Source organism: Anabaena sp. FACHB-595 (assembly GCF_048568275.1).
GTDB lineage: Bacteria > Cyanobacteriota > Cyanobacteriia > Cyanobacteriales > Nostocaceae > Trichormus.
The window spans coordinates 1,094,558-1,108,666 of the sequence record NZ_CP183473.1; the positions used below are offsets into that span (position 1 = coordinate 1,094,558).

At 42.7% G+C, this 14,109-nt stretch carries 12 protein-coding genes and 1 pseudogene; 10 read left to right on the forward strand and 3 right to left on the reverse strand.

Annotated elements, in window-relative coordinates; translation table 11 throughout:
• The first annotated feature begins 210 nt into the window (after positions 1-210).
• The 4 genes from psbX to ACN222_RS04695 all read left to right on the forward strand — a co-directional run bounded on the left by psbX (position 211) and on the right by ACN222_RS04695 (position 2,666).
• Positions 211-330 (forward strand): photosystem II reaction center X protein, encoded by a 120-nt coding sequence (psbX, locus tag ACN222_RS04680; RefSeq protein ID WP_010995115.1) that lies wholly within the window; start codon positions 211-213, stop codon positions 328-330.
• A gap of 251 nt (positions 331-581) precedes the next feature.
• Complete coding sequence (locus tag ACN222_RS04685; RefSeq protein WP_010995116.1) at positions 582-1,484, forward strand: Ycf66 family protein; 903 nt, start codon at positions 582-584, stop codon at positions 1,482-1,484.
• Positions 1,485-1,538: 54 nt separating this feature from the next.
• Positions 1,539-2,099: a TolB family protein gene (locus ACN222_RS04690; RefSeq protein WP_010995117.1), complete on the forward strand. Its 561-nt coding sequence runs from the start codon at positions 1,539-1,541 to the stop codon at positions 2,097-2,099.
• Positions 2,100-2,144: 45 nt separating this feature from the next.
• Positions 2,145-2,666, forward strand: a complete 522-nt coding sequence (locus tag ACN222_RS04695; protein WP_010995118.1) for a TolB family protein — start codon at positions 2,145-2,147, stop codon at positions 2,664-2,666.
• 54 nt (positions 2,667-2,720) lie between these two features.
• Here the strand turns inward: ACN222_RS04695 and ACN222_RS04700 are convergent, their stop codons facing one another.
• Positions 2,721-3,722 carry a succinate dehydrogenase/fumarate reductase iron-sulfur subunit gene (locus ACN222_RS04700; protein ID WP_010995119.1) on the reverse strand — a complete coding sequence of 334 codons (1,002 nt, stop codon included), beginning with the start codon at positions 3,720-3,722 and terminating at the stop codon, positions 2,721-2,723.
• A 1,814-nt stretch (positions 3,723-5,536) separates the two neighbouring features.
• On the opposite strand from ACN222_RS04700, the gene ACN222_RS04705 reads away from it, so the two are divergent.
• Together ACN222_RS04705 and ACN222_RS04710 are read left to right on the forward strand one after the other, a co-directional pair.
• Positions 5,537-5,971 (forward strand): AbrB family transcriptional regulator, encoded by a 435-nt coding sequence (locus ACN222_RS04705; RefSeq protein ID WP_010995120.1) that lies wholly within the window; start codon positions 5,537-5,539, stop codon positions 5,969-5,971.
• A 249-nt stretch (positions 5,972-6,220) separates the two neighbouring features.
• Positions 6,221-7,048: a CPBP family intramembrane glutamic endopeptidase gene (locus ACN222_RS04710; protein WP_010995121.1), complete on the forward strand. Its 828-nt coding sequence runs from the start codon at positions 6,221-6,223 to the stop codon at positions 7,046-7,048.
• Positions 7,049-7,180: 132 nt separating this feature from the next.
• On the opposite strand, the gene ACN222_RS04715 is transcribed toward ACN222_RS04710, so the two are convergent.
• Both ACN222_RS04715 and ACN222_RS04720 read right to left on the reverse strand, forming a co-directional pair.
• Positions 7,181-8,137 carry a heme o synthase gene (locus ACN222_RS04715; protein WP_010995122.1) on the reverse strand — a complete coding sequence of 319 codons (957 nt, stop codon included), beginning with the start codon at positions 8,135-8,137 and terminating at the stop codon, positions 7,181-7,183.
• Between the two features lie 165 nt (positions 8,138-8,302).
• Positions 8,303-9,250 (reverse strand): COX15/CtaA family protein, encoded by a 948-nt coding sequence (locus ACN222_RS04720; RefSeq protein ID WP_044520784.1) that lies wholly within the window; start codon positions 9,248-9,250, stop codon positions 8,303-8,305.
• A 402-nt stretch (positions 9,251-9,652) separates the two neighbouring features.
• On the opposite strand from ACN222_RS04720, the gene ACN222_RS04725 reads away from it, so the two are divergent.
• From ACN222_RS04725 to ACN222_RS04740, 4 genes and pseudogenes are all read left to right on the forward strand, one after another.
• The gene (locus ACN222_RS04725) at positions 9,653-10,720 is read left to right on the forward strand and encodes a cytochrome c oxidase subunit II (protein ID WP_010995124.1); all 1,068 of its coding nucleotides are present in this window, start codon (positions 9,653-9,655) and stop codon (positions 10,718-10,720) included.
• A gap of 140 nt (positions 10,721-10,860) precedes the next feature.
• Positions 10,861-12,589 (forward strand): annotated as a pseudogene (gene ctaD, locus ACN222_RS04730) (cytochrome c oxidase subunit I).
• A gap of 168 nt (positions 12,590-12,757) precedes the next feature.
• Positions 12,758-13,381: a cytochrome c oxidase subunit 3 gene (locus ACN222_RS04735; RefSeq protein WP_010995126.1), complete on the forward strand. Its 624-nt coding sequence runs from the start codon at positions 12,758-12,760 to the stop codon at positions 13,379-13,381.
• A gap of 298 nt (positions 13,382-13,679) precedes the next feature.
• Positions 13,680-14,099, forward strand: coding sequence for a DUF2358 domain-containing protein (locus ACN222_RS04740; protein ID WP_010995127.1), 420 nt, complete (start codon positions 13,680-13,682; stop codon positions 14,097-14,099).
• Positions 14,100-14,109: the final 10 nt, after the last annotated feature.

The window sequence follows — 14,109 nt, forward strand, 5'->3', positions numbered from 1 at the left end:
GGCCACATAATTGCTGTGCATCGAAAGCAATTATGTGGGTGGATATGAATAATAGTTAGTGGAAGGCAGAGGGGCAGGGGAAGCAGGGGAACTATTGGCTACTGACAACTGGCAACTGACCATTGACGATTGACTATTAACTATAGGCTTCTCAAGGAAGTAATACACCATTAGAATTATGATGAAGAGTGTAAAAAAAGGTTTAGATCCATGACGCCTTCTTTATCAAATTTTCTTTGGAGTTTGGCTTGGGGTACTTTAATTGTCGTTATCCCTGCTACTGTTGGTTTGATTTTCATCAGCCAAAAAGATAAAATCCAGCGTTCATAGTGTTTGGAGAGTTGTTTTGACTCTCGCAACTGTTTGTCTGTCAGCAGCCTGCATTCCACTGTAGGTAGAAATCCCTGTTATTGGAAGCAAGGTATACTAAGCTGGCAGACCCAAGCTTTTTTAGCTTTTGGTACATAGCTTCAGAGCTTCTTTGTCAGATGCTTTGAAGCTTAAATATTATATTGTGATTGTTTAGAGTAGTGATTTTAAGTGTGACTCGCTAACATAGATTTGATATTGGGAAAAGAACAATGCTAAATTTTGGGCTGAACTCAGCCAGTGTTCTGGCTCAGGTTAATTTTGGAACGAACTCAGCCAGTATTCTAGGAATTTTCCTGGCTGTGGCTGGGGCAGCGCTGTATTTTCTCCGCACTGTGCGTCCGGAACTGTCAAGAGATCAGGATATATTTTTTGCAGCAGTGGGCTTACTGTGCGGTTTCATTCTTATTTTCCAAGGATGGCGGTTAGATCCGATTTTGCAATTTGGTCAGCTGCTTTTAGTGGGTACAACTGTATTTTTTGCGGTTGAAAGTATTCGTCTGCGGAGTATAGCTACTCAACAAGCGAAACGTAACACTCCGATTGTGGATGATGAACGACCAGTCAGCAAAAATTATTCTTACAACCGACGGAAATATGAGGCTGAGGTAGAAGACGATTATGCTCCTTTACCTTACGAAGATGAGGAAGAGGAAGAACGTCCAGTACGTGCCAGAATTCGTCCAAGTCGAGAAGACCGTTCCTCTCGTGATAACTATTATGAGGAACAACCACCCCGCAAAGAGCGCCGTAACACCACTGAGAGACAGGAACCAACGGATAAACCACGCCGCCGTCCTACCAACCGCCCCACAACCAGAACTTCAGAAAGCTATGAACAAGAAGATTGGGGTTCTGCTTCTAGGCAAGTTGATGATTGGGAAAGTTCTAGTAGTGAAGTCAGAAAACCTCGCCGGGGGAATAATAATCCTCGCCCAGAAGTAGATGAGGATGTGCAACCCAGACCAAGAAAGCGTCGTCCGCCTGCTGATACAAGTTCTTCCCGTAGAGAAACTCAAGATGATGAAGCTATCCCAACTGACTACGTACCGTACAAACCGATAGATCAGTCAGATGATGATTCAGAGAACTCGACAAATTTTGATGATATCTAAAGCACTCTGGATGGATGTAAGCTTATAGGCGACGGAAACCAGTAAAGATTTGAGGTGAAAAAATTTACTTCTCAGTTCTGGCTCCAAAGACCAATTCATTGGAGCCTAATTTTTGGTTTGGCGAGTTTGCTTGGCTCTTGTGGTTCTGGTGATATCCCCCTTGGGCCAACTTCCCTCAATAGTCGCTTCGCAGAAGAGCAACCAGCCTTAAGTGGTAATGGTCGCTTTTTGGCGTTTATTTCTAATAGGAATGGTGTGCATCAGTTACTTGTGTATGATTTACAACAACAAAGTTTTATTCGGACACCAGGATTAAACCGACCAGAGACAATAACCGAAAGTCCCAGTTTGAGCTACACCGGGCGGTATATTGTTTACATGACTAGCGACCAAGGTAGACCTGTTGTGGCTCTTTACGATCGCGCCATCCAGCAATCGCAAATCATTACCCCCACCTATCGCGGGTGGGTACGAAATCCGGGTATTAGTCCAGATGGACGTTATGTTGTCTTTGAAACCGCGGCCCGTGGACAATGGGATATCGAAGTCCTAGACAGGGGGCCAAATATTGAATTAGATATTCCCAATGGGGCTACGGTGAATCCGCAGCAGTAGGTGGGAAGTGTTGACCGTTAACTGTTGACTGTTGACTAATAACTAATGACCAAACGTATTTTTATTCCTATATTTGCTTGTTTAGGATTAAGCGGATGTTTTGGCTATCCTCGGTTGGTAAGTTACCCTTTTGATCCAGGGGGAAGGAGTATTAATAGTCTTGCTTCAGAACTTAATCCTCAGAGTTCGGGTAGATATATTGTGTTTACAAGCGATCGCCGGGGTAGTCAGGATGTGTATATGTTTGATACTCTGACGCGGAATTTGGTGGATTTGCCTGGGCTAAATGCTTTAGATACCATCGCTTCTCATCCTAGTGTTTCGGCGGATGGTCGTTATGTGGTTTTTGCTGCTAGTCGTCAAGGACGCTCGGCTATTTTCCTCTATGACAGAGAAACAAGGCAATCACGCAGTTTGACAAATAATCTACAAGCAGAAGTCCGCAACCCCACCATTAGCACTGATGGGAATGCGATCGCTTTTGAGTCTAGCAATAATGGGCAGTGGGATGTTTTAGTCTATAACCGTTCTGGGCAACCGGTGAATGTGCCGCAAGATCCGCGATGATGTGAGGGAGTTGGTGTAGGAGTTTAGGGGAGAAATTTTTGAATTTTGAATTGACTACTCCTCATTCGCTTTTTGTATTGATTCAATCAGCGATCGCACTTGTGCTGTCCCTGCGGATGGTTCAAACGATAGGGGGAATTTACCTTTGGCGATCATCCGTAAACCCAAGGGAGCAAGGCTGAGTAATCCTCTGAGGTCTTTTAAATAGTTACCGACGACTTGCAAGCCAAATTGTCTTTCGTCAATCCAGCCGCCTTCTTTGACTAGCTCTACTAATACTTTGCGGTGGCGAATTGAGCGGCTATCGCTGGCTTGTTTTTGGGTGAGTATTTCCTGCTTGATTTTGGTAATTTGCTCTAATGGTGCTACTTCCATTGGGCAGACTGAATCGCAGTAAAGACAACGGGTACAACCCCACACACCTTTCGTTCCTTCGTTGTAACTTTCTAAGCGCTGGGCTGTGTCAGTATCGCGGGAATCTGCAACCATGCGGTAGGCTTTAGCTAAGGCGTGGGGCCCAACGAAATCGGGGTTGACTTCACGGGCGTTGCATTCTGAGTAGCAAGCACCGCACATAATACAATTACCAGTTTGATCGAGACGCGATCGCTCATCTGGTGTTTGTAAAAATTCCCGTTCTGGTACTTGTCGCGCTGCTGTACTTACGTAGGGCGCAACTGCTTCTAGATTATTCCAGAAACTATTCATATCTACGACTAAATCCTTAATGACTGGCATATTGCCTAAAGGAGCGATCGTAATTTCTGGAATGTTAGTTGCTTGATTAGCTGAAGATGATATTTTTTGTAATCTAGCTAGTTCACTACCTACATTTTCCTTACAAGCTAGAGCCGAACGGCCATTAATTCGCATGGCACAGCTACCACAAATAGTATTGCGGCAATTTTTACGAAATGCTAGTGTTCCGTCTTGCTCCCACTTAATACGATTAAGACAATCCAAGATAGTATTACCGGGGTCTGTCTCTATAAAGTAATTCTGCACAATAGGAGCAGAATTTTGTTGTTGACGAATGATTTTAAATATAACTTCCATTGCTACCAACCAAAGTCTTAAAATTATCTCACCAACCTCGAAAATCTTGGGTCGAGACTGGTGTTTGCAAAAATTGGGCTATACTCTTGTTACTCTTAATTGCCAGCCTAGTGTTAAGAGCTAGTCAGTCAACGAGTGACTGATTCTAGTTCCAGCATAACCATTAAAATTTTAATTGCAGCAACGCCATAGATGAGATTTGTGAGGTGGTCGCGGCTTAAATGCAAAAAAAGTTAATTATATACCCCTGATTGAATTTGCTGATTCTTTGAAATCACTAAGGCCGTTTCACTGCAAATGAGCTTCAGCTTCATCTGCTTTATCCATAAAATATCCAAGGTTAAGGCTTTAATGATTCTTGATAATTCTTGATGTCAAGATATGCAAGAGAGTTAAATGAAAAAATTTTAACTTAAAATAGCCATAATGAAGTGCCTACACGAGAATAGTTAAAGTTTCCTTGCCCGATTTAGCGATTTTTACTAAGCACTAGTAGCCTAACCCAGTGTTTTCAACTTAGTCATCCATGAATTTAGTAGATAGCTAAGGATCAAAATCCTTCTTCCCTCGACCCTAACCTTTAACTTCTTTTCCACCGACAGGAAGCTGATTTGATTGGTGAAAAGATTTAAGTATCTGTAGGGTGGACGATGTCTACCAAAACCGTGCTACTGTGGGCAATGCCCACACAGCGTAAATTTCAAAAATCAAGTGTAAATCCCATAGCTCCCTATTTTGATTAGCTGGTACAACAGAGCAGAAAAATTTTTGCTTACTCCCCACTGGTTACTACCGACTTTCATAATTCTCACTAAAAGTTCATTTTTTGTTTGTATATAAGCGTTAAAGCTGAAAATACACATCTAGTAGTGGCAAGAAAATGCTAGATAGATGTGAAGAGATTTATTCTTCCCATAGACAGACGTACAGAAAACACAATAATTTTTGTCTGGTGAGAATAAACTAGGACTTTCATTCTCTTAGCTTTTAGTCTCATCTCAATCAAGTGAATCTCAGGATATAACTCACTCGTCAAAACTACTCATCTAAATTTAGATTAATTTTTATAAAAGCTATAGTGCAATCATCACTCTAGCTTATAAAGCAGAGAGAAAATCGTCTCTGCTTTCTATTTTCATTAGCTTGGGCTTTTAGCTAAAAATTTATCTGTAAGTTAGATTTAAAAATAAACAACTATTTTGCTATTATTAGTCCATGCTAGTATTTAATATAAAATTACGAAGTCACAAAACCAGAATCAACAGCTGTATAACTGCTGCTACTACTGCTTGGTTTCTTCGTAATGTAGAGACATGAAATTTCTCGTCTCTACAAGCAGGACACAGCAAAAAAGGGTGTATGTCCAGACCATATTCAAATACCATGCTGTCTGAAGCTGAAGAGGAAACATAGGGAAAACCTTACAACTCAAAAGCAATAAAGGCAAGCACTAAAAGTGGATAACCTGCAATTTCTTTGGTCTACGACTAGTTTGTAGTAGAACCTGCACAATTTGTTAAGGTGGAGCAAATTTACACCACTACAGTAGTGCCAAAAGAGAAAAAAATTGCATTTCCAATGGCGAATCATGGTTAAAAGTGCCGTAAAATCACTGAAATTAGTGCCTGTGAAACTCATGACCTCCTAATCTGTTGTGGTTAAACGCAATAGAGGCATTTGAGGCTAATATCAGCAGGAATTCACCCTTGATTTTTAAAGTCTCCAGTAACTTTATGCAGATGCTAAAAAGTCAAATACTGGCATGAGACAACATAATTCATCAGTTTGGAGAGAGTAAGGAAATTTTGAGCGTAATGACTGAAACTGCAACCGCGCCTTTAACTGGAAAAGCACTGCTAGCTAAGGTAAAAGAACTTTCTACTCTACCACGACGAGAAAGAGCTAAACAGTGCGGTTACTATACCGTTACTAAGAATAACCAAGTCCGGGTTAATCTAACAGATTTCTATGATGCTTTGCTATCGGCTAGAGGTATTCCTCTTAGCCCAGAAGCACCAAAAGATGGTCGTGGTCGTGAACCGACATACCGAGTTAGCGTTCATCAAAATGGTCAAATTGTGATTGGTGCTACTTACACCAAAGCAATGGGACTAAAACCAGGTGATGAATTTGAAATTAGATTGGGATACAAGCATATTCACTTGATTCAACTCGGTGAAAGCGATAAAAAGCTCTCCCCAGATTTAGATATCGACGAATCTGATGAAGATTTGGAAGATGAAGAATAAATTCTCTGAGGAAGGGATAAGTTAAAGTGATTACTTTTAACGTGTCCCTACTACCATATCAATCTGGTATCAGAGATTAAATAATTTTATCTAACGCAAAAACTACGATTTATTCCTTGCAGAAGTGACTACTCTTAGTAGAGGCTTGATTTATAAGCCAAAAATTTATTCTGCAAATAGTCTACCGTGATTTTTGTGTTTAATTTGACAATCACCCTTACGCCATCCATCAACAATCTGCTGGCATTTATGCAAGATGCCTCAGCAATCACTGTTGTGATGGCGTTTTTTATCGCTTGGTTGGTGTGCTGGTTACCAATTGCAGCAGTGTCATTGAAATTACTTAATTGGCAACCGATAAAACCGTTGCAACCAGAGCAAAAATTACCATTAATGATATCGCTCTATTTATTAGCGCCTCTGGTGCTTTGGGGAGCTACTTGGTTAACTAATAGTTCTTTTGCAAATTATGGGATTGTTGGTAATTTCGCCTTATTGAGTTCCTTAGCACTAGGCTTTAGCTTAGGAGTTTTAAGTATAGTTATTTTGTTTACCTGTCAATTGTGGTTGGGTTGGTGCTATTTTAAAGAATCAAATATCAAGCAAATAGCATCTATCTCATTACCTATTTTATTGATAGCGTTATTGGTGGGAGGAATAGAAGAATTAGTTTTTCGTGGTTTCCTGTTAACAGAATTAGAAAGAGACTATTCAGTATGGGCGGCAGGGATAATTTCTAGCCTGATTTTTGCCTTTTTACACTTAGTTTGGGAGCAACGGGAAACTTTACCCCAACTACCGGGGTTATGGTTACTGGGAATGATGTTGGTGTTGGCAAGGATAAGCGATCGCGGTAACTTGGGTATAGCTTGGGGATTACATTCGGCTTTAGTCTGGGCGATCGCTACTATAGATACAGCCCAATTAGTTACTTACACAGGTAAAGTCTCTGATTTTTGGACTGGGAAAAACAAAAAACCCCTAGCTGGGGTAGCAGGGATTATCTGTGTTTTAGGAACTAGCCTGATACTTTGGTTTGCAACTGACAAAATATCTTTTCCTGGGTATCCTTTTTAACTAAAAAAAGAGGACACTCTGTATAACCCCGCGCCTCTTTGCGTTTAAAAAATTTATAGAATTTTGTGTAGTTTGTAAAAATGCGATCGCGCCACAATATAGTACCAGCGCGATCGCTTAATGATCCATGTTTTAACTAATGAGATGCAACTGATTGATAGCAGCGTTGACTAGATGATGAGTGAGGGGAAGACTATCAACTACCATTCCCAGACACAACAGCATCATGTAGGAAATGGAGTAGAGGAACAATTCTCTAGCTGTAGGGCGATCCTCTGGATTATGCAGCAAGCGCCAGGATTTGCGGATGAATACTGCTCCTAGAGATATAGCGATCGCTGCATAAACAATACCACTAGCGTGCAGAGGATAAACCAGCAATAGGGTAGCGGCGACTGTAATCAGGGTGTAATACCAAATTTGCTTGACTGTTGCGGCATTGCCTTCAACTACGGGTAGCATGGGGATGCCAACTTTGGCATAGTCGTCACGAATCATCAAAGCCAGCGCCCAGAAGTGGGGGGGTGTCCACAAAAAGACGATAGCGAAGATTAACCATGCACTCCAGCTTAATGTGCCTGTAACAGCTGCCCAACCAACCAAGGCAGGAATTGCCCCAGCCGCGCCACCGATCACAATATTTTGGGTGCTATGACGTTTTAACCAATGGGTATAGATTAAAACGTAAAAAATAATACCAGATAATGCTAATGAAGCGGCGAGGAGATTAGCGAATACTGTTAGTAGGGTAAAAGAAAGTACGGCGAGAGCGATCGCAAAAATCAGGGCATCACGCACTTGCACCTTACCCGATGGCATGGGACGATGGCGTGTCCGTTCCATTTCATAGTCAATATCCCGGTCATAAATGCAGTTAATTGTCTGGGCGCTAGCAGCTGCCAAAGTACCACCAGCCATAGTGACTAACAATAACACAGGGTCTACTTGTCCCTGTGCAGCAATCCACATACTCCCGGCTGTAGTAATTAACAACAAGGGAATAATGCGGGGTTTAGTTAGTTGGTAATAGCTTTGAATTACCTGGATAAAAGTTTCGTGGTGGCGACGAGAGACATTAGTCTCAATCATTTTGAGTTTAATTCCTTATTTTCAACAACTTAATTGCAGCCCCAGTTGATATGGTGTTGCGTGAGGAGATTGGGCTAGGGCTAATTCATCATTAGGCCATGAGGAGGATGAGTAAGAATTTCTTACTTTCTTATCCCCAGTCCCCAGCCCCCAATCCCCAATCCCTCATCTCATTTGGGTATTTGTGGCAGTTGCTGTTAAACCAACCGTAGCCCAGTCGCGTAATGCTAGGACGGTAAAAGCTACTAAAGTACCGAGCAGAGTAGCTCCTATCGCTTGGTGAGAGACTGTTAGAGGTTCGACTTGGAGGTGTAGGCGGAAAGTGGCAAATCCTAAGAGGATTTGTAAAATTAACAATCCTCCTGCCATATTAGCTAATCGTCGCAAAGCAGGATGTAACGCTGGTGTCCGCCAGGAAATCAAAACCACGGCTAGGGTTGCTACTGTTGGCGGAACTAAACCAAAAATATGGCTGTACATCACATTGCAAAGTTGAGAACCACCAAAGCATTGGTGTAAAGCCCAACGAGAGCCGACTAAAGCGCCTAAGAGACTTTGTGCGTAAACTAAAATCGTGGCTATTAAGCCCAACCAAGGCAGCTTACCAACGTTGCCTGTACCCTGGTAGGGGATGAGGGCTATGCCGATGATTAGTAGGCTGGTGAAAAACAACAGCGCGGTTCCCATGTGGGCGGTGACGATATCAAACCGCAATAATTCGGTGACTGTTAGTCCTCCTAATATGCCCTGAAAGACAATTAACAAGAGGGCAAAAGTTGATGCCCAAGGTAGCCAGGAGGGTAAAGCACGGCGATGCCACCAGGATAAACCAAACAGAGCGATCGCGCTCATGCCAATCAAACTCGCATCTAATCGGTGAAACCACTCCAAGAACACTTGGAGATTCATTTGCTTGGCTGGGACTAATTCCCCATAGCAGAGAGGCCAGTCTGGGCAAGCTAGGCCAGCATTCATCACACGGGTAGCAGAGCCTATAGCCATCAAAATCAAGGTGGCTATAGACATTTTCCACACCAAGCGACGAATCATGTCCTTGGGCTTTTGTTGCTCTGTTGCCGTTTCATTTTGTTGTTCTAGGACAAATTCGTTCATTAACGATACCTTCTGCCTGCCCTTGGTGAGCTGTTTAAATTTTTCTATTTTCATTACCGACCCATCTCCACCCTAGCGTATATAACCGGGTTTATTGATGAGCTTTTACTTATTACTTTGAACTACTCCAGGGCTTACTAGCCCGAAGCTTTAGGTATTTTTTAAGTTCTGGGAAATTGATTAATGTTCATGAATTTTCAATTGCTAAATTTTCCTTAAATTTTTCTAATTTTTGGCATCTACTTTTAGTCGTATCTAATAAATCTCTTTTACTCAAGATTATTAATGTAGTCGAAAAAATTAATAAAGATTTCAGACCATTAGGCTCAATATTTAATAGGCTAGATTACCTTAGTAAGTGTGCTGCCTCAAAATAACGTAATCAATTCAATTAAGTGAGCCGTGAAAATTCCAAGTTCAATCTGGACATTACTAATAGGCATCGGGCTAACCCTGGCAAGCCTTTGGTACGGTCAAAATCATGGACTAATGCCAGTTGCCGCCGCCGATGAAGCGGATTTAGTGGATGGTCTTTTCAATACAATGATGACCGTTTCCGCAGGTATATTTTTAATTGTTGAAGGTGTATTAGTTTACTGTGTAGTTAAATATCGTCGGCGTGCTGGTGATCATGAAGACGGCCCGCCAGTTGAAGGTAATGTACCATTAGAAATACTTTGGACAGCGATCCCCGCAATTATAGTTATCGGTATTTCTGTCTATAGCTTTGAAGTTTATAATGACATCGGTGGTTTTGATCCCCACGCGGGTCATCAAGCGCCAATAACTCAGAGTTCCATGACAATGCCTGGGGCGGCGATCGCCGCAACGCTCAATGATACTCCTAACCTCAATCAAGAAAAATCTGATGAGGCGATGCAAGACCCAGCTACAGCCGCAGTCCGCAACGCCGACCAAATTCCCCAAAAAAAGGATGCTCCAGGTTTAGGTATTGTGTCTCCAGGCATTGGCTCCAGTCCAGAGAAAGCTGGAAAACCACCAGAATTAGTAGTTAATGTCACCGGTCTACAATACGCTTGGATATTCACCTATCCTGAGTCAGGTATCACCACTGGTGAGTTACACGTTCCCATTGGGCGCGAAGTGCAAATCAATATGACAGCCAACGATGTCATTCATGCCTTTTGGGTTCCCGAATTTCGCTTGAAACAAGATGCGATCCCCGGTAGACAAACCGAAATGCGCTTCACACCGAAAGTAGCTGGTGACTATACTCTCATCTGTGCTGAACTTTGCGGCCCCTACCACGGCGCAATGCGTACACAGGTAGTAGTTGAACCGGAAGAAGCATTTAAAAAATGGACACAGGAACAGCTAGCGGCCAACAATGATACGCTCAATCAAGCCGTTGCTGTCAACCCTACAGACTTAACCCCAGATGAATTTCTCGCTCCTTATACTAAGGAAATGGGAATTCAACCAGAGATGTTACATCACATTCACAAGTAGTCAAAAGTCCACAGTCCACAGTCCACAGTCCATAGTTATAACAAACGACTATTGACTACTAGTCCATACTCCAAAGCTATAGCTCATGAACATTGACTATTGACCATTGACTATTGACCATTGACTATTGACTCTTAACCATGACACAAGCTCAGTTGCAAGAAACTGCCAATATCCCGGCGCTGATTGAAGAACCAGGGGAAAGACATTGGCGAGATTACTTCAGTTTTAATACCGACCATAAGGTGATTGGTCTGCAATACTTAGTCACTTCCTTCATTTTTTACTGCATTGGCGGCGTGATGGCTGACTTGGTGCGGACAGAACTACGCACCCCTGAAGTAGATTTTGTCAGTCCAGAAGTCTACAACAGTCTATTTACACTGCACGCCACAATCATGATTTTCTTGTGGATTGTGCCGGCAGGTGCAGGATTTGCTAACTATCTGATTCCCCTGATGATTGGGGCCAGAGATATGGCGTTCCCCAGATTGAATGCTGTGGCTTTTTGGATGATTCCCCCGGCTGGATTGTTGCTCATTGCCAGTTTGGTCGTGGGTGATGCACCTGATGCCGGTTGGACTTCCTACCCTCCCTTGAGCTTAGTAACAGGACAAGTAGGAGAAGGTATTTGGATTATCAGTGTCCTGCTGTTGGGTACGTCTTCGATTTTGGGGGCGATTAATTTCCTCGTCACCCTTCTGAAGATGCGTATCCCTAGTATGGGCTTCCATCAAATGCCTTTGTTCTGTTGGGCAATGTTTGCCACTTCAGCATTAGTTTTACTGTCAACGCCGGTGTTAGCAGCCGGGTTGATTCTGCTGGCTTTTGACCTCATCGCCAGGTACCACATTTTTTAACCCTACAGGTGGTGGTGATCCGGTGGTATACCAGCATATGTTCTGGTTTTACTCCCACCCGGCGGTATACATCATGATTTTGCCCTTCTTTGGGGCAATTTCTGAGATTATCCCCGTACATTCGCGTAAACCAATTTTCGGTTATAAAGCGATCGCCTATTCATCCTTAGCCATCAGTTTTTTAGGGCTAATTGTCTGGGCGCACCATATGTTTACCAGTGGTATTCCCGGTTGGTTACGGATGTTCTTCATGATCACCACCATGATCATTGCCGTACCTACAGGGATCAAAATTTTCAGCTGGTTGGCTACGATGTGGGGCGGCAAAATCCAGTTCAATAGTGCCATGTTGTTTGCCGCCGGCTTTGTCGGAACCTTCGTAATTGGTGGTATTAGTGGTGTCATGTTGGCAGCAGTGCCTTTTGATATTCACGTCCACGATACTTATTTTGTGGTGGCTCACCTCCACTACGTTTTGTTTGGTGGTAGTGTGCTGGGCATTTTCGCCGCCATTTATCATTGGTTCCCGAAAATGACGGGACGAATGATCAACGAATTTTGGGGTAAGGTTCACTTTGCCTTAACTATTGTCGGTTTAAATATGACCTTCTTACCCATGCACAAGCTGGGTTTGATGGGAATGAACCGCCGGATTGCACAATATGACCCCAAATTCACCTTATTAAACGAAATCTGCACTTACGGTTCTTACATCCTCGCAGTTTCCACCTTCCCCTTCATCTTTAATGCGATTTGGAGTTGGTTATACGGCGAGAAAGCTGGTAACAATCCCTGGCGCGCTCTCACCTTAGAGTGGATGACAACATCTCCACCAGCCATTGAGAATTTTGACAAACTCCCAGTCCTAGCTACAGGGCCTTATGACTACGGTTTGGAAAAGGCTAACGAAGGTGTACCTTTATCCGACCCCAACCCAGTCTTATCGGCTGGCCCCAACTCAGTTCTCAGGGCTGAACCTGATGAGCCATATCCAACAATTGAGTCGTAGAGGATAGGGGTGTAAGGGTGTAAGGGTGTAAGGGTGTAGGGGTTGATGAAACTATAGTTGAGTTATTCGTTTTACATTGCTTCTACTCCCCAATCCCCATTCCCCAACCCCCAGTCCCCAATCCCCAGTCCCCAATCCCCAATCCCCAATCCCCAATTTTTAAGATTCATGCAAAGTCAAACTATTGACCCAGCGCAAACGGAACTAAATCATCACCACGCAGCCGAGGCGGTTGGTCATCACGAAGAACATCCTGATCATCGGCTGTTTGGGTTATTTGTCTTCCTAGTTGCCGAGGGAATGATATTTTTAGGTTTGTTCGGAGCATATCTGGCCTTCCGTTCAACATTACCTGTATGGCCGCCGGCAGGTACACCAGAGTTAGAACTTTTACTTCCTGGTGTAAATACTGTCAATCTAATTGCCAGCAGCTTTGTCATGCACAATGCTGATACTGCTATCAAGAAAAATGATACCAAGGGTATGCGTCTGTGGTTGGCAATTACTGCCGCAATGGGTGCGATTTTCTTGGTCGGGCAGGTTTACGAATACACCCATTTAGAATTTGGGCTGACTACTAATTTATTCGCTAGTGCGTTTTACGTGTTGACTGGTTTTCACGGACTGCACGTAACTATAGGCGTTTTGGCAATTGTAGCTGTGTTGTGGCGATCGCGCACTCAAGGTCACTATAGTAGTGAAAAACACTTTGGTATTGAAGCTGCGGAAATATACTGGCACTTTGTAGACGTAATCTGGATTATTCTGTTCGGATTACTGTACTTACTGTAAGTATTAATTATTTAGTTGTTCACTCCACGCGGACAACATAGATTTTAGCCCCCCTCTGGGGGTTTTTTTATTGGTGCAGTGATCTTTTCAAGACTTATACTACTTCCCTCAATATACAAGGTTGGGTAGAACGCAGTGAAACCCAACAAAATCGAGGTTTTGGTGTTGGGTTACTCTACGAGAACGCTAAGGGCGAACCCGCAGGGTGGTTAGCGCGGAGGTATGCAGAGATTTTATTGCTAACGTTGGAGCCTACGAGTAATATTTTCTTAGGGTTTGCTGTTAATTATTTAGATAAATGGAATCTCAAATACAAATAGAACAGGTCATTAAAACTCTGCAACAAGATTTACCGACACTGTTTGAGCAAGATATATCTTATGATATTTATACGAAAGATATTTACTTTCAAGACCCAGTAAACAAATTTAAAGGCAAATTTAACTACAGGATTATCTTCTGGACTTTACGGTTTCACGCTCGGTTATTTTTTCCAGAAATATACTTTGATTTACATGAAGTATTGCAGTTAGATAAAGATACTATTTTAGCCAAGTGGACAGTGCGAGGAACTTTGCGTGTTCCCTGGCGATCGCAGATGCTTTTTAATGGTTACTCAACTTATAAATTGAGGCAAAATAATTTAATTTATCAACATATAGATACTTGGGATCGCAAGCCAGGAGAGATATTGCGACAGTTTTTGATCAAGGGGTAAAATAGGTAAT

Excerpts from the sequence above, each read along its gene's own strand:
- ACN222_RS04715 (WP_010995122.1), bottom strand. The coding sequence starts at position 8,137 with ATGATTGAGACTAATGTCTCTCGTCGCCACCACGAAACTTTTATCCAG.
- psbX (WP_010995115.1), top strand. The coding sequence starts at position 211 with ATGACGCCTTCTTTATCAAATTTTCTTTGGAGTTTGGCTTGGGGTACT.
- ACN222_RS04710 (WP_010995121.1), top strand. The coding sequence starts at position 6,221 with ATGCAAGATGCCTCAGCAATCACTGTTGTGATGGCGTTTTTTATCGCT.
- ACN222_RS04685 (WP_010995116.1), top strand. The coding sequence starts at position 582 with ATGCTAAATTTTGGGCTGAACTCAGCCAGTGTTCTGGCTCAGGTTAAT.
- ACN222_RS04700 (WP_010995119.1), bottom strand. The coding sequence starts at position 3,722 with ATGGAAGTTATATTTAAAATCATTCGTCAACAACAAAATTCTGCTCCT.
- ACN222_RS04695 (WP_010995118.1), top strand. The coding sequence starts at position 2,145 with ATGACCAAACGTATTTTTATTCCTATATTTGCTTGTTTAGGATTAAGC.
- ACN222_RS04705 (WP_010995120.1), top strand. The coding sequence starts at position 5,537 with ATGACTGAAACTGCAACCGCGCCTTTAACTGGAAAAGCACTGCTAGCT.
- ACN222_RS04720 (WP_044520784.1), bottom strand. The coding sequence starts at position 9,250 with ATGAACGAATTTGTCCTAGAACAACAAAATGAAACGGCAACAGAGCAA.
- ACN222_RS04735 (WP_010995126.1), top strand. The coding sequence starts at position 12,758 with ATGCAAAGTCAAACTATTGACCCAGCGCAAACGGAACTAAATCATCAC.
- ACN222_RS04740 (WP_010995127.1), top strand. The coding sequence starts at position 13,680 with ATGGAATCTCAAATACAAATAGAACAGGTCATTAAAACTCTGCAACAA.